At 57.8% G+C, this 17697-nt stretch carries 14 protein-coding genes and 1 pseudogene; 10 read left to right on the top strand and 5 right to left on the bottom strand.

Going from position 1 to position 17697, the window contains the following annotated elements; translation table 11 throughout:
* Nucleotides 1–1068: 1068 nt before the first annotated feature.
* Together ACODR6_RS23025 and ACODR6_RS23020 are read left to right on the top strand one after the other, a co-directional pair.
* A complete protein-coding gene (locus ACODR6_RS23025; protein ID WP_199629759.1) occupies nucleotides 1069–1419 on the top strand; it encodes a hypothetical protein in 351 nt (116 codons plus the stop codon).
* Between the two features lie 91 nt (nucleotides 1420–1510).
* Complete coding sequence (locus ACODR6_RS23020) at nucleotides 1511–1855, top strand: gamma-glutamylcyclotransferase family protein (protein ID WP_199629758.1); 345 nt, start codon at nucleotides 1511–1513, stop codon at nucleotides 1853–1855.
* A 498-nt stretch (nucleotides 1856–2353) separates the two neighbouring features.
* Here ACODR6_RS23020 and ACODR6_RS23015 read toward each other — a convergent pair whose 3' ends face one another.
* Nucleotides 2354–2578, bottom strand: a complete 225-nt coding sequence (locus tag ACODR6_RS23015) for a hypothetical protein (RefSeq protein ID WP_199629757.1) — start codon at nucleotides 2576–2578, stop codon at nucleotides 2354–2356.
* A gap of 249 nt (nucleotides 2579–2827) precedes the next feature.
* Between ACODR6_RS23015 and ACODR6_RS23010 the strand changes: the two genes are divergently transcribed.
* Nucleotides 2828–4093, top strand: a complete 1266-nt coding sequence (locus ACODR6_RS23010) for a metallophosphoesterase family protein (protein WP_148194569.1) — start codon at nucleotides 2828–2830, stop codon at nucleotides 4091–4093.
* A gap of 1 nt (nucleotide 4094) precedes the next feature.
* Entirely contained in the window at nucleotides 4095–7601 is a 3507-nt protein-coding gene (locus ACODR6_RS23005) for an AAA family ATPase (RefSeq protein WP_203431274.1), read from the top strand.
* Between the two features lie 651 nt (nucleotides 7602–8252).
* Here ACODR6_RS23005 and ACODR6_RS23000 read toward each other — a convergent pair.
* Nucleotides 8253–8630, bottom strand: a complete 378-nt coding sequence (locus ACODR6_RS23000; RefSeq protein WP_112719030.1) for a hypothetical protein — start codon at nucleotides 8628–8630, stop codon at nucleotides 8253–8255.
* A gap of 83 nt (nucleotides 8631–8713) precedes the next feature.
* Between ACODR6_RS23000 and ACODR6_RS22995 the strand changes: the two genes are divergently transcribed.
* Nucleotides 8714–9067: a hypothetical protein gene (locus ACODR6_RS22995; protein ID WP_203431273.1), complete on the top strand. Its 354-nt coding sequence runs from the start codon at nucleotides 8714–8716 to the stop codon at nucleotides 9065–9067.
* Nucleotides 9068–10567: 1500 nt separating this feature from the next.
* Here ACODR6_RS22995 and ACODR6_RS22990 read toward each other — a convergent pair.
* Nucleotides 10568–10783: a hypothetical protein gene (locus ACODR6_RS22990; RefSeq protein ID WP_148194572.1), complete on the bottom strand. Its 216-nt coding sequence runs from the start codon at nucleotides 10781–10783 to the stop codon at nucleotides 10568–10570.
* Between the two features lie 616 nt (nucleotides 10784–11399).
* Here ACODR6_RS22990 and ACODR6_RS22985 point away from each other — a divergent pair.
* The 3 genes and pseudogenes from ACODR6_RS22985 to ACODR6_RS22975 form a co-directional block, all read left to right on the top strand.
* Nucleotides 11400–11816: pseudogene (locus ACODR6_RS22985) on the top strand (NAD(P)-binding domain-containing protein); the annotation flags it as partial.
* 93 nt (nucleotides 11817–11909) lie between these two features.
* Entirely contained in the window at nucleotides 11910–12452 is a 543-nt protein-coding gene (locus ACODR6_RS22980) for a DUF1932 domain-containing protein (protein WP_449099020.1), read from the top strand.
* A gap of 141 nt (nucleotides 12453–12593) precedes the next feature.
* Complete coding sequence (locus tag ACODR6_RS22975; RefSeq protein WP_203431271.1) at nucleotides 12594–12851, top strand: hypothetical protein; 258 nt, start codon at nucleotides 12594–12596, stop codon at nucleotides 12849–12851.
* A 283-nt stretch (nucleotides 12852–13134) separates the two neighbouring features.
* On the opposite strand, the gene ACODR6_RS22970 is transcribed toward ACODR6_RS22975, so the two are convergent.
* The gene (locus ACODR6_RS22970) at nucleotides 13135–13326 is read right to left on the bottom strand and encodes a CsbD family protein (RefSeq protein ID WP_199629750.1); all 192 of its coding nucleotides are present in this window, start codon (nucleotides 13324–13326) and stop codon (nucleotides 13135–13137) included.
* A gap of 356 nt (nucleotides 13327–13682) precedes the next feature.
* A complete protein-coding gene (locus ACODR6_RS22965) occupies nucleotides 13683–14171 on the bottom strand; it encodes a cupin (protein WP_199629749.1) in 489 nt (162 codons plus the stop codon).
* 170 nt (nucleotides 14172–14341) lie between these two features.
* Here ACODR6_RS22965 and ACODR6_RS22960 point away from each other — a divergent pair, with 170 nt between their 5' ends.
* Nucleotides 14342–15241 carry an SDR family oxidoreductase gene (locus ACODR6_RS22960; RefSeq protein WP_199629748.1) on the top strand — a complete coding sequence of 300 codons (900 nt, stop codon included), beginning with the start codon at nucleotides 14342–14344 and terminating at the stop codon, nucleotides 15239–15241.
* Nucleotides 15241–17022: a glycoside hydrolase family 15 protein gene (locus ACODR6_RS22955; protein WP_449099017.1), complete on the top strand. Its 1782-nt coding sequence runs from the start codon at nucleotides 15241–15243 to the stop codon at nucleotides 17020–17022. The genes ACODR6_RS22960 and ACODR6_RS22955 overlap by 1 nt, the downstream gene beginning before the upstream one ends.
* The last annotated feature ends 675 nt before the right edge of the window (nucleotides 17023–17697 follow it).

Here is a 17697-nt window from a genome sequence, read left to right as displayed (position 1 = left end):
TGCCGATTCAAGACGCCCGGCGCGTGAGATCGCCTCACTCATGCGGCGGGTTAGGCCTTGGACTTGTGAGGCGATCTCTGTGCGGCGGAGCAGTGACGAGCCGCCGGACCTGGATTTCGGCGAGGTCATTGCCAGAGAGTGATGGGAGAAGCAATGACCTCTAGGCGGGAAAGTGTCTGATGCTTTGACGCCTGAGGACCAGCATGCACGGAAACGACAGCAATGTCGAACGTTGTGCGAAACACTGCGAACTGAGGCAGGGTCGAGTGCCGGGCGCCGGTGCCCTTCGCTTTACATAAGCGTTCGCTTCTCCCTCCGTCGAGAGCCTAGGCTTTGAACGGCGTGGGCTGATGGAGACGATGGTGGCGAATTTGTTCTCGTCGCGCCGGATAGCGGGATTTTCACTGAGAACGCTGAACGCAATGCTGCTTTCGCCGACGCCGCCCAGCTGCTTTATCTTGAGGCGCAAGACATTCGCTTGAATACCGATAGAGAAATTCCTGGACCGCGTTGACCGAGAGGATAGGCCGGAGCCAGAGAAAATGCTGTGCGCTACTATCGTCGTTGCGATTCCTCAGCAAAATACCGATCGTGTGAAAAACAGTCCGGGAGAGTAGCGGACGGTGGCAGCATTCTGTCGTGCGTTGCGAACTCCTGGAGGGTCACCTGCGCTGTGTTCTGGCTCGTGCCGGCGAGTGAGGAGAGTAGCGCCGGTACGCCAGCCAATCGAACCTCGCAGACGGCGACGTAGTGCGGCCGCCGCGTCCCGACAGGAGACTGCGGGAGGGGGGTGCGGCGGCCATAACCTTTCGATCACGATCGAACTACGTCTCGGCAGCCCAGAAAGTTTTAGCCAATGCCTCCGCCCTGAAGAGACAGGCTTCCCGTTCGACAATGGCCTGCGCATTCTGCAATGGGAAACCTGTCGCCACTATTCGGCCGATGCTGCACCGATGATGCCGACGTCGGCTTCGTGGAACTGCAACGCGTAACCCGAGTTATTCGCAGGAAATGACTTTGGAGGCTGCAATGCAAGTGCGAGACACCCGGATCACGCCGGAGGGGAGGATGCTGACCGTCGAGTTTGTGGGACAGGGTGGCGAGCTTGTATCCATTGCTATGGATAACTCCGATAACAACATTGATGCACAAAATGCGGTGGAGCACGCGAAAGCAATCATGGTTGAGCTCGTGTCGTCGGGAGGCGAGGGTGAAGATCCTGGCGTCAATCGAAATGACGCCCTCAGCGACGGCAACTTCGACGAGGGCGGCTTGGGGTTGCAAACACCATCGAGCGTGCGTCACGGGCAAGATCACGAGACCCTAAAGGGAGAGGTCGACGAAGGTTTCCAAGCCTGGCCAGCAAGCGAGGCGGTGTCTGCCACAGCCACAAGCGTTTCCCAAAGGCCGAAGAAGTAGCCGGCCTTTCAAGCGACTTGGCGATCATTCGCAATTCCTTTCCACTTAGGCGTTATCAGAACGTCTGGTTTTAAAATACGGCACAGTAACAATGACAGTTGAACATCGCCTCGCGACCTATGGCAGCCTTGCACCTGGAAAGCTCAACAATAACCAACTTGACGGACTTGCAGGCTTCTGGCGGTCTGGCAAGATTTTCGGGCGCCTCGTGGACGCTGGCTGGGGCTCGGACTTGGGCTTTCCCGGTCTTGTGCTCGATGACCAGGCCTACGCGATCCCGGTGTCGGTCTTCGAATCCTCCGATCTTCCACATCACTGGCAGCGGCTGGATTCGTTCGAAGGCGAGGGTTATCGTAGGGCGCCGGTCTCCGTCACCATCGATGGCGAACAGGTTGAGGCTCACGTTTACACCTTGGCTAAGATTGCAAGGCTGTGAGATCCAACGTTCCAGCGATCCGGTTTGGGTATAGATCGGTTCGTTCGAGGCTACACCTACCTGCATGCGGCAGGCCGTGTGAGTTGCGCGCCGGCCGGAACAGACGTGCAAAAACCTGCGAACACCGGCATCCGCGTGTCCTCGGCAAATACCCGCTTTACCTACACAACGAAGAAGCCACATCAACTACGGGGGTTGGGCTTCGCACCGGAGTTGAACGCATGCTCTTCAGCGTCGCGTTGAAGCGGCTGGCCTCATGGACAAGCGTTGATGATCACCGCCGTCAATACTGATAGGGCCGAATGCTGGCTTCGTCGTGGTCTTTGCTGAAGAGCGAGAGCCCGCTCGCCTCTTCCGCTTCACCGCGATAAAGCACCGTCGCCGAGACGTGCTGATGAGAAAGTACGTGATCCAGCGCGCGCAACGATAGCCATCGGAACTGGACTTGTCGCTCCGGTCGGCCGGGAAAGGGCGTACGACGCGATGGAGAAGCCGACTTCAAACGGCTGTCGGGTGACGCTTGATCTGCCTCTGAGCCGTGACGCCCTTCGAGGTCAAACTGCATTTCAGCGATGTTTTAAAACCGGTCTGGATTTCGATATACCCCGCCTGCTTGGCTGCCAGCGCGGTTTTCAAACCGATGTTATGCGGCGGATAGGTGAAATGCTTGTCCGTCAAGCTGGCGATAAGCCTTTGCATCCTCATCCCTATATCGGTGGTCATGCCTTCCTCTCGCATTCTGCAGCTTCCGCGTGGCCTAACGTGCGTTTTAAAGCCGAGATTTAGCGATCGCAATCCTCCTGGTGGCGCGCCCAGAAGAATTGGGGCCCATCGAAGAAGCCGGCAAAACGCGCAGCCGCGGGTGAGGATTTGACCTTGCGGAAAGTTGGGGATAGCAGAACAAAACAGGAATTCGAACTGGCATTTTGAACCCAGAAAGGCTAACGAGGCTGACACGGACAAGGGCAGACCATGGCATTCCGATTCGTCCACACCGCCGACATCCATCTCGACTCGCCGCTGAAGTCCCTTGCGCTTCTCAACGGCGAGCTGGCAGATCTCATCGGGCTTGCTACCAGGCAATCGTTCATCCAGACGATCGAGCTGTGCCTCGAAGAGCAGGTCGACGCTCTGATCATCGCTGGCGACCTCTACGACGGTGAGCAGACGTCGATGAAAACGGCGCGGTTCCTTGCCGAACAACTCGGGCGCTTGCATCAGGGCGGTATTCGGACCTACATCATCCGCGGCAACCACGATGCCCTCTCAAAGATCACCGCACAGCTTGTGATGCCGGACACGGTCAAGGTGTTCGGTGAGGTCGCTGAACTGGTCACCATCGAGCGGTCCGCCGGGGATTTCGACGTTGCGATCCACGGAATGAGTTTTGCTAAGCCGCATGCGCCAGAATCTCTCCTCCGACACTTCGCCGCCCCACTGCCCGGCGCGGTCAATATCGGGATCATGCATACCAGCCTTGGTGGCTCAGCAGGACACGATCTTTACGCGCCCTGCAGTGTTGCCGAGCTCAGACAGGCAGGGTTTCAGTACTGGGCGCTCGGCCACATTCACAAACGATCCGCTCTGCAAGACCAAAGCTGCGCTGTCGTGATGCCCGGAATACCGCAGGGGCGTGACATCAATGAGGACGGATCGAAGACGGTGTCACTGGTGACCGTGCGTGATGACCGCTCGATCCTCGTCGAAGAACGAAGAACTGCCGTCGCCCAATTCGAGCGGCTCCAAATCGACGTCTCAATGGCCGCTGACTGGGACGACTTGGTGGCACTGTGCAAACTTCAGCTTGGCGAACTGGCCTCGGCGATACCGAAAGGCCAGATCGTGGCACGGGTGGAGGTGATAGGGACGAGTGAGCTTGCTTGGCGCGCTCGCAGGGACATCGATCTTCTGAGGACGGAGTTCGAAACACATGGGTCGTTGATCGGAAATATCTGGATCGAAAAAGTGAAAGTCTCGTCGTCGCGGCCGCGGCAAAACGGCGGGAATCCGGGAGCGCTGGGCGAGCTTGCGACTATCATTGCGCGAGAGATCCATGGCTCGATCGATTTCAATTCGGAGGTCAAGGCGATTGCCGACGAATTGCGCGGCCAGTTGCCGGCGGAGCTCAGGGACATCATCGGAAAAGATCAGGCGGCGTATGACGGTTTGATGGCGAAGTTTGCAAAAGAGGGGACAGCGCATGTGCTCGCGCTTCTCCAGGGGGCCGAGGGAGAGTGACGTGCGGATCAATCGTCTCGACCTGACGCGCTACGGCAAATTCACGGACGCTGTTGTTGATTTTGGGCAACGTCCGGTCGGATCGCCCGACCTGCATGTCGTTTACGGCCCTAACGAGGCAGGCAAGTCGACCACTTTCAATGCGATCCTCGATCTCGTCTTCGGGATCGGACACAGCACCAAATACGGATTTTTACATCCTTATTCAGCAATGAGATTAGGCGGCAACCTGCTTGTCGCTGGACGGGATCGTGAGTTCGTCCGGGTCAAGCGCCTGCAAAATAGCCTGCTGGACGGCGATGAGCGCACTGTTGCGGAAACCGAGATCATGGCTGATCTCGGTGGGATCGATCGCTCTGCGTTCTCGACGATGTTCTCGCTCGACGAAGAAACCCTCAAGAGCGGCGGCGAGAGCATCCTGGCCAGCAAAGGCGATCTCGGGCAGCTGCTTTTTTCTGCAAGCGCGGGTCTTTCAGATCTCAGTCGACGGCTCGGCGAAATCCGGGGCGAAGCCGATCGGTTTTATAAGCTACGGGCTCGCAACACGGAACTCGGAGAGCTCAGGTCGCGTCTCGCGGACCTTAAGGTGAAGCGTGACGAACTCGATCTGCTGGCAACTGATTTCGCGCGGATGAGGATTGAACTTGCGGCGCATGAGGAACGATACCAGAAGGCGGTTGATCAACAGTCGGCGATTCAACGGCGGTCAAACGAGATTAACCGCATCCTGCGAGCTCTTCCAACGATGGCGCGGCTGTCACTCTACCGGGAAGAACTGCGGGCGACGATTGCCGTACCGGAGCCCCCAGGCTCATGGAAGAATGAACTCTCGGCCATTCGCAAGGAAAGCATCGAACTGCGGGTTAAGATTGACGCCGTTGCGCATTCGATCGCCACCATCGAGAGCGAGATCGAGAGAGTTGCCGATCCATCGGAGGTTCTGGCCTTCGCAGGTAGGGGGGAGGAGCTCCTAAAGACACTGGAGCCACGCTATGTCACGGCGGTGGTCGACATTCCGAAATTGAAAGGGCGGATCGCAGACCTTTCAGTTGACGCGCTGCTTCTCCAGCTTGGGCAGCCGGGAGAGAAGAACCCGGCTCGCCTGATTCTTGACGCGACCACAGTCGGCAGACTGAGGGGCCTCATCAACGCGAGGTCAGGCGTTGATGCGCGGTTGGAAGCCGCCAGCAAAGAGCTCGCCCGAACCAATCGCGCTCTTGCAGAGGAGGGCGGAGCCTACGAGCGCCTAGTTGAATACAGGCAGCCAGAACGCCGCAGAGCGTTCGAGGCTTTAGCCGCGACTGTCAACGCGATCGAGACGCTCGACGACGAAACATCGCTTCGGCTTCTGACGCGGCGCAGACAAGCCGCTGAGGCCAGCGTGCTGGAAAGCATGGCCCAGCTCGTGCCGTGGCGAGGCACGTCGGCTGAGCTGGCTGCGATCCCGGTTCCGTTGACGACCACCGTCGAAAAATGGAAAGCCACATATGCAAACTGCCGCGATTCTGAAAAGTCCGCGGCCTCGGACAGAGATAGATTGCAATCCGAACTCGACCGTGTGGATGCCGAAATCGCGGATATTCGGGGACGTTCCGGAAAAATCGACGAGACGTCGGCGATCGCCAGCCGTGCTGCGCGCGATGAAGCATGGCTATTGCATCGACAGACGTTAACGATCGAGACCGCGCTCGACTTCGAACGCACCATGAGGGCAGACGACCAGGCCGTGTCGGCGCGTCTTCTGCATTTCGCCGATAGCGGAATGCTGGCGCAACTCAGCCTCACGCGCGCCGTTGCCATCGCAGAGCTTCAGTCCGCGGACCAGCGCCTTTCAGACGCGCGCTCTGCGCTGGCAGCGTTGACTTCGGAGATGCTCACCAGTTTCTCGGGCGTGGCGGCGGCCCAGCTCCTCGTGCGTGACCCAAACGAACTTCAAGAATGGCTCCGTCGCCGGACAACGGCTCTGGCGGCCCGCGACGACTTGGGTTCGATCGACCAGGAGATTGCGGATGTCCGAGATCGATCTGTCTCGGCGAAGCTGCGCATAACAGCAGCGCTCAAAGCCGCCGGCATCAAGGCCGTCGATGTTGACGATACCGTCTCACTCATCGCGCTGGCCGAACGTGAGCTCGATCGGTTCAATTCGGCGATGGATCAAGCCGACCGGCTTGAACGCCTCAATGCTGACCGCAACGAGCGGACAAAGCTTCTGGCCGAAGCGCAAAGCGACGATGCCGAGTGGAACGCTAGGTGGGCGGAGCTATGCGCTGGTTGCTGGCTCGAGGATCAACAATCTGTTCCGGATGTCGACGCCGTCAATGTGATCATACCGATCCTTGAAAAGCTGTCGTCGGCGGTCGAAATGAAAGAGAGCCTGGTAGACCGCGTTCAGAAGATGGAGCAGGACGCCATTATCTTCGAGCAGACGGTCTTTGCTCTGTGTTCGGGCCTCGGTATGGACCGGTCGGGATCGCTCGGCGATATGACGCGGGCAATCGGAGAAAAGATCAAAATCGCCGAGCGGGACCGGGATCGGGTCGAGAAGCTTGAAGAAGCACTCGATCAGGCGCGGGAGCAGGAGAAAGAGCTGTTGGTGACCCGACAGGTTCTTTCCGCTCGCACTGACGAGATGACGGCATTCTTCGGCTGCACCACCATTGATGAGGTGGAAGCGCAAATTGATCTTTGCTTGAAGCGGCAGGCAGTCCGCGCGGCCATTGATGACCTTGAGCGCGAACTCCTGGAGATCACCGGCGTCCAGGACATTCTCGAGGTTGAACACCGACTTTCGCTTGCCGACAGGAATGCGCTTGAGGTCGAGCTGGAGGGCATGAAGCCGCTTCTTGCACACCACGAGCAGGCGTGCCGAGATGCGTTTCACGAGCTCTCCACCATCCGCAAGGCATTGGACGCGGTCGGAGGCGACGCAGCGGCCGCTCAGATCGAGGAACGGCGTCGGACCACGCTGCTGGACATTGAAGAGCGGGCAGAGAGATATCTCGAGCTGAGGATCGGTATCGTTGCTGCCGAACAGGCGCTCAGGCTTTACAGGGATCGTCATCGGAGCGGGATGATGTCCAGAGCGTCGGAAGCGTTCCGGACCATCAGCCGCGGCGCCTATTCCGGGGTAGCCGCGCAGCCCGGCAAAGATGGGGAAGTGTTGATGGCTCTATCAGCGAGCGGCGGATCTCTATCGGCAGACGCGCTGTCGCGGGGAGCACGGTTTCAGCTTTACCTGGCATTGCGAGTGGCGGGATACCACGAATTCGTGACCGAGCGGCCCGGCGTCCCGTTCATCGCCGATGACATCATGGAGACGTTCGACGACTTTCGGGCGGAAGAAGCCTTCAGGCTGTTTGCCGGGATGGCGCAACATGGCCAGGTGATCTACCTCACGCATCACAGACACCTAATCGATATTGCGAAAAAGGTGTGTCCATCGGTACGGGTACATGATTTCGACCACTTCCAGCGGCAGGCAACAGTGAGCGGAATAGCGGCGGAATAAGATATAAACGCAGCTATCCCTTTTGCTCGTGCGGTACGATGACCTTTTCGGTCTGTTCCCGATCACGCCTCTGTCTCGGCGGCTGTAAGGCTGGTTTTAATTGGCTCTCTTGAATTGGGGAGATCATGCCATCCGCACGGAGGCTGCATTGCGGACTGGCGAGCCGTCCTGGTTATGAAGAGTACGCTTGGACCCGATTGTCGGCCGGCTCGTTGCAGGCCTGGGATTGACGCCACGTGGGTGACAAGGAAGCGGACATGCGCGATTGGCCGTGTGTTCGTCCCCTGTCGGTTTCGATCCCACAGGCTTCCTGCCGCGGGCTAGCTGTTCGGATTAACAACCTCGGACACAGGCTCCTTCGCGGCCTCACCTGGTTTTGCGATAACGACATAGGTCCCCGCTAATGCGAGCGCTGCTGCGAAAATAATCGCCACGAAGATGTACATATGGTGGCGAGCTTTGCTACCCGAGGACATGTGATCTCTCTCTAAAGACGACGGAGAAAACGCACACACGACGACTTGAGTTCCCGGTGCGCGAAAGATATCAACCGGGGATCCCTGGTCGCATGCCCTCGGAGTTGAAGACGCGACCATCAACTTGAACGGTGGTGGTTCAGATATGGTGGGGGCTCTTCACGCCCAAACATCTTCAGTCTGCTGCTCTAACGGGGCTTTCCGCGGTTCGGGTTCGAGCGGTCTGCCGAAGCAAAAGGATCGCCTCACCATATATCTCCCGGCGGCGCGCTTCGCGCATTGCCACCAATCGAGTCCGGGTCGCAGGCGAACGATGATCGTCCGGTCTCCGCACTGCCAGTTCCTCGTTTTCGACGAGATCGGCCAAGATATTGCGCATCACACCATTGAGTTCACGCAGTTCGCGCATCTCGGACAGCACCGGAGACGTATGGAGCCTCCGGGCGATTGCGGCGTCGATCGACTTTTCCGTCAGCCGCGTTTTCGCGAGCAGATATCGAGCGGCCAGAGTGGCAACGAGCGTGATGACCGCGGCTGAGATGATGACAAGCATGACGTGGCTCCTGACCCCACTTACATCGTGCTCGCACGGGCATTGTTCAATGCCTGATCGGCATAGAACTGGAAGTGGATTGGATGGCGGCTGCTGCCCCAAATTTCGCGGCCGAAGGACTATGTGCCGCCGAGCTACCGCTCGCAGAAGAATCCGATATGGGAAGGGGTTTGCTGCAGTGCTGCGATCAGACGCTAAACTCTCCGCGAGGTGTGCCAAATGGCGTGCATGTCGGGGGAGCTCAGGCTTCAATGCAGTTATCGGAGATTGCCGCGGCGGGCACAATCGCCGATTTTGAAGACATCGGCCATCCTGTCTGCCTCCTCGGCCTCGAGCGTATTAAGCAGCACGCCGTCAAAATCGAGCGGCCAGCCCGTAAAGATGTCGATGATCGACCAGCACTGGTGGTAAACATTCTTGAAGACCCAATATTGTAGGTGCGACATACGCGAAAGGTAGCGCTCGCAACATCGTGGGAGGCGCGCACTGCGATCGGGTCATTGCGATCTTTGGCGGACCGCAGCCTCGTTCTGAGCAAGTTGACCCTTGGGAGAAGTCGGAACATCCTCGCTCGCCCATATCAAAACGGCCAAAGCCGCGACCGACAGATAGCCAAGCTTGTGTGTCAGGACGCTGCGCGCGGCTTGCGAGCGCGTGCAGCAAGTTCTCGTAACTGAGTTCATTCGTCTCGCCCATTGGTGGTTTCCGCGGAGCCTAAGGCCTTGGTTGAGCCGAGCCAATCCCCAGAAATGGGCTACCGAGCTCTGCATTTGCGTGGCGTTGCCAGCAGCCGCCCCGCGTAAGCGACCGGATCGCGACAGGCTGTCGTCAAGCTAGAACCCCGGCAGATCCCTGTATTGCGCAGGCGCCTCCAAGATACAGTGGGCAGCTACAGCGGCCTGGATTGGCGTTCGATGCGGGCAGGGGAAGAGACGTAATGTACGACAATGGCGGCAAACGCTCGAACGCTTTGGTCGACGGCCCGGCGGGATTAGGGCGGGAGTGGCATCAACAGCAAAACGAATGTGGCATGTCCATTGGATTTCAGTGATGTAGCTCATTGGCTCCCTCACGACATGGGAGTGAGCCCCTTGATCGCCCGCAAGGGTTGGTGCAATACCGTCGACGTTGGATAGCTTAGGAGTTTCGGAATGCCCGATGAACCCTTCGAAAAGCTCAAGGACTATATGTACACCCTGATAATCGTTGCAGTTATCTTCTTGGTGATTGCGGCCGCAGGTGGAACACCCATAGGGTTTGGGCCGCGATAAGGCTGAAGGGTCATTGCCAATGCCATAGGCTTCTTGATTATGGCCTTGGCCTCGATGATCGCGTGCGCGTTTGGCCACCAAGTTGTGTGTGAGTCCCTCCTGCAGGCCACTATGACGGATCTATATTGAGCCACCTTGAGGCTATCGCGGGATTGCCGCGACATGGAGAGCACGATAGCGTCGCGGCTATGTAAACCCGGCCGCCATTATCCCGTCGGATATCCGCGTTCGCGACGATATGATGCGCCTGCTTGGGTTAGCTTGCAGCGGGGACGTAGCCCAAGCGAACCCTCCCGCTGAATGAGGCCTGCCTTCTCGGCGAGGATGACCGTTTTGATGCCGACGTTATGCGGGAGGGGGCGAAACGCTACGTCACTCATCGAATTCAACAGCAACATAAGACGAACAGAGGAGTTGATCTGTATTCCCGGCATGCGAGGCTCCAATTCACCTCGCTGAAACGACACCGCTGAAAAGTTGTTCGGGAGGGATTGTTCAAAACCGTACAGAAGCCGATTTGCCCTTATATCGCGAATAGGAGGAAGATCTGCATTCCCATCATTACGAAGTTGGAAAGCTTTGTGCGGCAGTGGACAGGAAAATTGCGATCAAGTAGCAACTGCCACCAACAGCGACGTTTTGGAAAGATGGGCTACACGACAGACCTCACATGGCCATTGTGTATGCCGGGTCCGTTTCTTCGTCTACAGGTTCAGTCAGCACGACCTCCTCTGGAAGCGGTGTCATACCCGTGCGGATCTCTTCCGCATGCCACCACATCGCGTCGCGGGGCATGCGCGCCCGACGAAGAGGCTCCATTTCCGTGAAAATGAATCGGCGCCTGTAAGCGCTGGGGCTTTCGGCAATGTAAAACGGCTTCATGCGCTCTTGTCCAAGGAACCATGGCTTCTTTAGGAAGCGTTCCGGCGCGTCGGTCCAAAGCGGAGCCGGTCCTAGCCTCCACCTACGGCAGAGGTGTTCCCCAATAGCTCTCACCAGCGCGTCAAAACGCTGGTCAACCGTTAAATCGGGTGTATCAACGAGCCGCTCTCGTCTCCGGCGACTTGAGGGATCAATGTAAAAACCGTCAAGAAAACTGGCAAGGTGGTATCGAAACTCGCTACCCGTCTCAAGGTGCGAGTGGACGGCCGCGGCCAGCGATCCAGGTCGGACTCGCTTGCATTGGCGCCATTGTATTCATCTACCAAACCCTTGATCTTCGTGCTCAATTGCTAGGAGACGGGGGGAACGACGATTCCCGGAATGTTAGGATAGCACTGCTCCATGAGTTCAACAATCTTCTCGTAGGTGTTGATCCCGGTGAGTTCCATCAGCGCCACAGCATCTGTCGCGTCTAGCGATCGCACGGCCGAGATCGTCTGCTGAGTCTCGCGCTTAAAATTCCCAAGTGACGGTCATCGTTGCTGGCTATCTCGGCAAAGGTAACTTGCATCGGAGCTTGTCGCCACTAGTTCCGACTTCAATATCATAAAGGCAAATGTTAATGTCAAAAATCGCTGTGATCGGAATGGGAGCTATGGGTAGCGCTGTCGCGGAAGCCCTTATGTCCTCCGGAGCGGAAATCAGTACCACCTTGGAAGGACGCAGTTCAGCGACACGGGATCGGGCTGCGGTTGCTGGCATCCGTGAGGAAGACCTGATGTCGTTGGTCGACGCCGATATCATCTTGTCGATTGTCCCGCCGTCTCAGGCTTTAGCGGTGGCCGACAAGGTCGCGACGGCGGTTCGCTCATCCAAATCTTCTACGACATTCGTTGACTGCAATGCCGTTTCTCCACAAACGATGGAAAAGGTCTCTGAAGTCTTTAAGGACACTGCTGCGACAGTTCTCGACGCCTGCATTATCGGTGGTCCGCCACAGGCAGGCAAACCCGGCCCCCGCTTCTATATCAGCGGAGATGCAAGAGAGACCGTAGCGGTTCTCACCGAATTCGGCTTGGATGCGCGTCTTCTTGAGCGCGATGTCGGTGCCGCATCGGCACTCAAGATGTGCTACGCCGGTATCAACAAAGGCCTGATTGGCCTCGGCACCGCGATGCTGTTGGCAGCCGCTCGGAATGGAGCTGACAAAGCCCTGATGGCGGAGCTATCCGAAAGTCAGCGGCAGCTGGTCGAGAAGCTCGGCCACGGCATTCCTGACATGTATCCCAAAGCGTACCGTTGGGTTGCGGAAATGAACGAAATTGGCGCGTTTCTGGGAGCGGATGAGCCAGCTGTCGAAATATTCGCTGGAATGGCAGGTGTCTTCCAGCAAGTTGCGGACGACCAGGCCGGCAACAACGGTCTAACGGCCGTTTTGAGCGGCATGTTAGCCCAGCGACCGGAAGGAAGCCTCAACCGATACGATGCCTTGAGCAATGGCAACTTTGATGAAGGCAGTAGAGGTCTGGAGCCGGTCCCAAGCGCTCGCGAAAGTCACGACGAAGTCGAATTGGAGGCCGAACTGGAGGAGGGGCTCGAGGATAGCTTCCCTGCCAGTGATCCGGTATCGGCGATCGTGACGAGCATACCGGGGACGACGAAGAGATAGAGGCTGCAGCTTTCGCCGGGCTGCGCCAGCTTGGTGCGTGTCCTGCTTCTAAGAACGCGGTTGGAACAAAGTAGTGGTCGGTAGATTTAACCTGCGCGGCTGCTGCGGGGGTCGCGTCCATGAAGTGGAGGGAATTTCGGAATGCATCTGGTGCGGACAAATGTTGCCAGGACGACAGAGGCGACTGTCACGGTGGAGTTTCATGGGGAGGGCAACGAGCTTGTGGCTGTCCGCATGTCAGCCGACAGCGTTTCCAGCGATGACGACGCTATAGCGTTCGCTGCGCAGATGTTGGAAGACTTGCGTATTGCTGCGACCACGCCCGGACCAGCAACGACCCGCGAGGGAGCAAGCATCGCTGAAATGCTTGCTGCCGAGGAAGCGATGAAGTCCAGCTGATTGCAGCGATGGAAGATCGCTCATCAGCATTTCACAATTTGTCCAGGAACCATGCTGCTGCAAGTGAGGGCCGCACCTCCGACAAAGCGGGGGCCTCAAAGTCTGCCTGCATGTGTTCTGAAGATATCTGCCTGTCTGCTACACGCTGTGGGTTCCCTGGCATGGGCTTACGAAGACGGGGGTCAGGACGGAGATCTGGCACTAGAATCTAGGGAAGCGCGGCTATGAGAGCCGGCCCGCTGGGGTAGCACTACCAGCGGACCACCATGTCCTGCCGAAGGCGTTATGCCTTATCGACGACCTTCTTTACTGCGTCCTTAGCCTGGCCTTTCGCCTGCTGAGCATCGCCCTTGGCTTCTTGCGCCATGCCCTTTGCCTTCATATCACGGTTATCGGTTGCATCGCCCACGCTTTGGCGGGCTTTGCCAGCCAGTTCATTGGCTTTACCGGAAACCTTGTCAGCTGTGCTTCCCATCGGAAAACTCCTCTCAAGAGACTTGATTGCCTCGAAGGGGTGAACCTCTGTCCGAAAAGTTCGTTCCGCCGCGACCGCCTGATTGCGCCTTGAGCGATATCGCTATCGGCGTCACGATTGGCAGGCCTGGCTTGACCTTTCGCAACCGGAGGCCGAGCTTATCAGACCGCTGCCGGCGGGCAGCCTCGCTGTAGAGCTGGTTCGTCAATGCCGTGACATGTTGGGGGCCACACACCTAGAGGCGCGGGCGCACAGCAAGCGTGTGCCCTCCCCAGATCCTCGAAGGACATTGCGCCACTTTACTGGGAATTGCCAAAGCGTCGAACCGCGCGATCAGGCATTGGCAAAGGAAAAAATCATCGCCAAAACTCTTTCAAGCCACCGGTCGCGCCAACGACCGGATCGTTGCCTGGTATTGAAAGCGACGAAATGATCGCAAGCAGCTCGGCGCTCGGTGCCTGCGTCTGGATATCTGCCTGCTGGCGCGGAGGGTAAGCTCCGACGATCTCGAAGTCGCTTGATGCCTCTATTTTCTTGTGGCCCGTTCCTGCTGGTAGGAGAAGGCAATCTCCCGTCGCGAGTTCGATGATTTCGCCACCAGGTCCGCCGAGTTGAAGCTTGGCTGTACCGCGCCCCACGCCCAACGCCTCATGCGCTCCCGAGTGGTAATGATGATAATCGAACACGCCATCGCGCCAGATACCGGTCCAGCCGTTCTCCTCGAATGCCTCCTCGAAATCCGACGAGGTGGCATGGAAAATTGCCTGGCGGTAGATCAGGACTGGCAACCGAGTGTTGTTTGGGACCCAGTCACTTGGTCTAAAAGATTTGTGCTCGATGTTCATAGGAGTTGGCCCGTTGAGGATAGGGCGGCGGCAACGGCCGTAGCCCGCATTCGACCAACCACCGAAAGCAGAAACAGTTCCGAAATTAAGTGCCCTTTCTGCGCTGCTCGGGAACAACTTCCTATCACGGAGCTTTTGATCTCTCCTTCATGAAAAAGGTTAGATGATCAATGGCTTCCGCCGACCAGTTTAATATGCAGAACCCGCTCACGCAGTATCCTCAGCCGAAATTTCCTGAGCAACCACAGCCAGTACCCGGCTTGGCGAGCAAGATGCAGCCTGTGCCCGATCACGGTGAAACATCCTATAAGGGTACCGGTCGACTGAACGGTCGCAAAGCACTCGTGACTGGTGGCGACTCCGGGATCGGCCGGGCAGCCGCGATTGCCTTCGCCCGTGAGGGAGCCGACGTCGTCATAAACTATCTGCCTGAAGAACAGAGCGACGCGGAGGAGGTGATCAAGCTCATTGAGGCGGAAGGCCGAAAGGCAGTCGCGATCCCTGGCGATCTCAAACGCGAAGCGTTCTGCAAAAAGCTTGTTGAGACAGCGAATGACGAGCTGGGCGGTCTCGATCTCCTGGTCAATGTGGCTGGTCGCCAGAAAGCCATCGCCGACATTTCGCAGCTGACAACCGAACAATTCGATGAAACCTTCAAGACGAATGTCTACGCCCTGTTCTGGATATGCAAGGCGGCTGTCCCGCTCATGCCTGAAGGCTCATCGATCATCAATACCGCTTCCATTCAAGCTTACCAGCCGTCTGCGACACTTCTCGACTACGCGCCGACGAAGTCGGCAATCGTCGCGTTCAGCAAGGCACTGTCCAAGCAGGTTCTGCCAAAGGGGATCCGCGTGAACATCGTGGCACCTGGTCCATTCTGGACGCCGCTGCAGACATCCGGAGGCCAAACGCAGGACGTCATCACGGCGTTCGGCAGCGAGGTCCCGATGAAACGTCCCGGTCAGCCAGCCGAATGTGCGCCAATCTACGTTTTCCTGGCCTCCCAGGAATCGAGCTACATCACGGGCGAGAGCTTTGGCGTGACCGGCGGCAATACGCTACCCTGATGCTGGGAACCCTCGTTCCAGTCAGGATTGACGGCTATCTCCCACTGGAGCACTACGCTGCAGTGGGAGATGGTCGCTCAGTTGCCCTTGTCGGCGCTGACGGCGCCATTGACTGGTGGTGCGCCCCCGACATGGACTGCCCGCCGCTGTTCAACCGTCTGCATGATCCAGCGGGCGGTCAATTCACCATCACGCCGACCGCAGAGTTTCACATCGAGCGGCAATACCGGCAAGACAGCAATGTTCTGGAAACGATCTTCATCACCGACACCGGGTCTGCCCGGTTGACCGAGTCCCTGAACAGCGGTGTCGCTGGACGGCTGCCGTGGTGCGAACTGGCTCGTCGAATTGAAGGTTTGAGGGGTTCTGTCGAATTCAAAATTACGCTGGAGCCGACATGCGCTGAGCGGCAGGTAAGGCGCGCCGATCATCCGAACGCAGCAATACGGTATATCGGGGATTTGACAACAACCTTCTGTCACGATGATAAGGTTGGTATCATCGTCGATGAGGATCAGCGAACACTTGCCTGCCACACGACGTCAGCCGGTTCATCGACATGTGTTGCTTTTCTCGTGGCCGATCAAGCTCCTCTTGCCATACCAAACCTCAAGGATATCGACCGTCGGATTGACCTCAGCGATGACGAGTGGCGAAGGTGGTCCAGCGAGTTGGCCTATGACGGCCCATTCAAAGGCGACCTTGTGCGCTGTGCGCTATCCCTGAAATTTCTCGTCTATTCCAAGACTGGGGCTATCGCTGCAGCCGCGACGTCTGGACTTCCTGAGCGGTTTGGCGGCGTCAAAAACTATGATTACCGATATGCGTGGGTGCGGGATGCTGCCTATACGATCAAGGCTTTGCTGCGTGCGGGATCACTTGAGGAGCCCATCGGTGCTTTTGGCTGGTTGGTCCGTACCATATCTGACGATGGGCCGGTACCGAAGGTCGTCTACACATTGACAGGCGAGGCAGTGCCTGACGAGCGAACGGTCGCCGTCCCCGGGTACAAGGCGTCATCGCCTGTCAGGGTGGGCAATAGGGCCAGAACACAGACACAGCTCAGCTGTTACGGCGATGTCCTGGAAACCGCAGCCCTGTTTGCAAAATGTGGCCATGTCCTTGATCCGCAGGCAGCCGGGCTTATGGCAGGCTTGGCGGATCAATGCCTGACACGGTGGCGCGAGCAGGACTGCGGTATTTGGGAGCTTGAGGACCAGCAACACTACACCTTTTCCAAAATTGGCTGCTGGCTGGCGCTGAAGAACGCGGCCTGGCTTGCCAGGGAAGGACATATCAGGGGCGACGCTGATCGCTGGCTTGGCGTGAGCGATCAAATACGCAAATGGATCGACGAGAACTGCTGGTCCAGCGAGAAGCAGGCATACACATTTTTTGCCGGGACCGATCGGCTCGACGCGGCGCTCTTGCTGACAACCCGCTTCGGTTTCGAGCACGACGACCGCCTCAAGAGTACGCGGGCCGCAATCGAACGAGAGCTGGCTGTCGGTCCGCTGGTTTACCGCTACAGCGGCGCTGCGAAGGAGGAGGGGACTTTTGTTGCCTGCTCATGCTGGCTTGTCGAAGCATATGCCTTCTTAGGTGAGGTCGATCATGCCGAGCAATTGCTCAAGCGCTTGCTCGAAAGGCTTGGAAATAATTTCGGCATTCTGAACGAAGAGATCGATCCGGCGACCGGCTCGGGGCTTGGAAACCTGCCTCAGGGCCTCAGCCACCTTGCACTGCTACATGCCATCTATTCCATTGAGGAAAATCGATGACCAATGGCAAGCCGGCTTTGCGGCGGAAAACTGTTGACTGCGGATCTGCTAGCATCAATGCTTCGATGACAGCCCGGGTTGTGGGCGACGCATCGAGCTTGCCACCGTTGATTTCCTCAACAGCCTGGTAAAAGCCACCAACCCATTTACCCGACAGGATAGCAAAGATCCGAAAAACACCTCGGATCTTCTGGGTCCTACCGCATCCGCAGGGGTCGCGTAACGTTCCTTGCCCTCAGCATGCACACCTTTCCACCGTGAAAATTGTTCCATTGGTGGCTTAAGCCAAAGGGCCTATGTGATTTCGCGCGCCTTCAATTGGATATTGACGGCGCACCAGGCGGCACTTGGGCAGCCTGGCAAGCGGAAGGTAACGGACCGGGTAGCTCATGGCATAGTCAGCAGAGCAGCGAGCAAACACCGGCTATCCCGCCTTGTTTAGCCGACGAGTTACATCATCGCGGCGGCAGGTATTCCTAAACGGTACACTATTTATGCCGCCTTAAGCCTGTCGTCGTCCGAGTGTGGAAGGGAAGGTTCCGGTTTTGAACGACTCATCAACTAGCTGCTTATTGGTTTGGCCGCATTGCGGTAGGAGCCCGCTGAACCCCCGCTTTCGAGCGCGGCGGGCTCCGCAACTGAAGCGCTTGTTCGGCGCAGATTACTGCCTGGGTC

The sequence above is a fragment of the Rhizobium sp. FG96 genome (genome assembly GCF_057808655.1).
Note: the sequence above shows the minus strand (reverse complement) of the source record. Positions and strands in the feature narration are given on the sequence as shown.

Coding starts and splice junctions, on each gene's coding strand:
- ACODR6_RS23025 (WP_199629759.1), top strand. CDS start 1,069: ATGCTGACCGTCGAGTTTGTGGGACAGGGTGGCGAGCTTGTATCCATT.
- ACODR6_RS23020 (WP_199629758.1), top strand. CDS start 1,511: ATGACAGTTGAACATCGCCTCGCGACCTATGGCAGCCTTGCACCTGGA.
- ACODR6_RS23015 (WP_199629757.1), bottom strand. CDS start 2,578: ATGACCACCGATATAGGGATGAGGATGCAAAGGCTTATCGCCAGCTTG.
- ACODR6_RS23010 (WP_148194569.1), top strand. CDS start 2,828: ATGGCATTCCGATTCGTCCACACCGCCGACATCCATCTCGACTCGCCG.
- ACODR6_RS23000 (WP_112719030.1), bottom strand. CDS start 8,630: ATGCTTGTCATCATCTCAGCCGCGGTCATCACGCTCGTTGCCACTCTG.
- ACODR6_RS22995 (WP_203431273.1), top strand. CDS start 8,714: ATGGCGGCTGCTGCCCCAAATTTCGCGGCCGAAGGACTATGTGCCGCC.
- ACODR6_RS22990 (WP_148194572.1), bottom strand. CDS start 10,783: ATGAAGCCGTTTTACATTGCCGAAAGCCCCAGCGCTTACAGGCGCCGA.
- ACODR6_RS22980 (WP_449099020.1), top strand. CDS start 11,910: ATGTGCTACGCCGGTATCAACAAAGGCCTGATTGGCCTCGGCACCGCG.
- ACODR6_RS22975 (WP_203431271.1), top strand. CDS start 12,594: ATGCATCTGGTGCGGACAAATGTTGCCAGGACGACAGAGGCGACTGTC.
- ACODR6_RS22970 (WP_199629750.1), bottom strand. CDS start 13,326: ATGGGAAGCACAGCTGACAAGGTTTCCGGTAAAGCCAATGAACTGGCT.
- ACODR6_RS22965 (WP_199629749.1), bottom strand. CDS start 14,171: ATGAACATCGAGCACAAATCTTTTAGACCAAGTGACTGGGTCCCAAAC.
- ACODR6_RS22960 (WP_199629748.1), top strand. CDS start 14,342: ATGGCTTCCGCCGACCAGTTTAATATGCAGAACCCGCTCACGCAGTAT.
- ACODR6_RS22955 (WP_449099017.1), top strand. CDS start 15,241: ATGCTGGGAACCCTCGTTCCAGTCAGGATTGACGGCTATCTCCCACTG.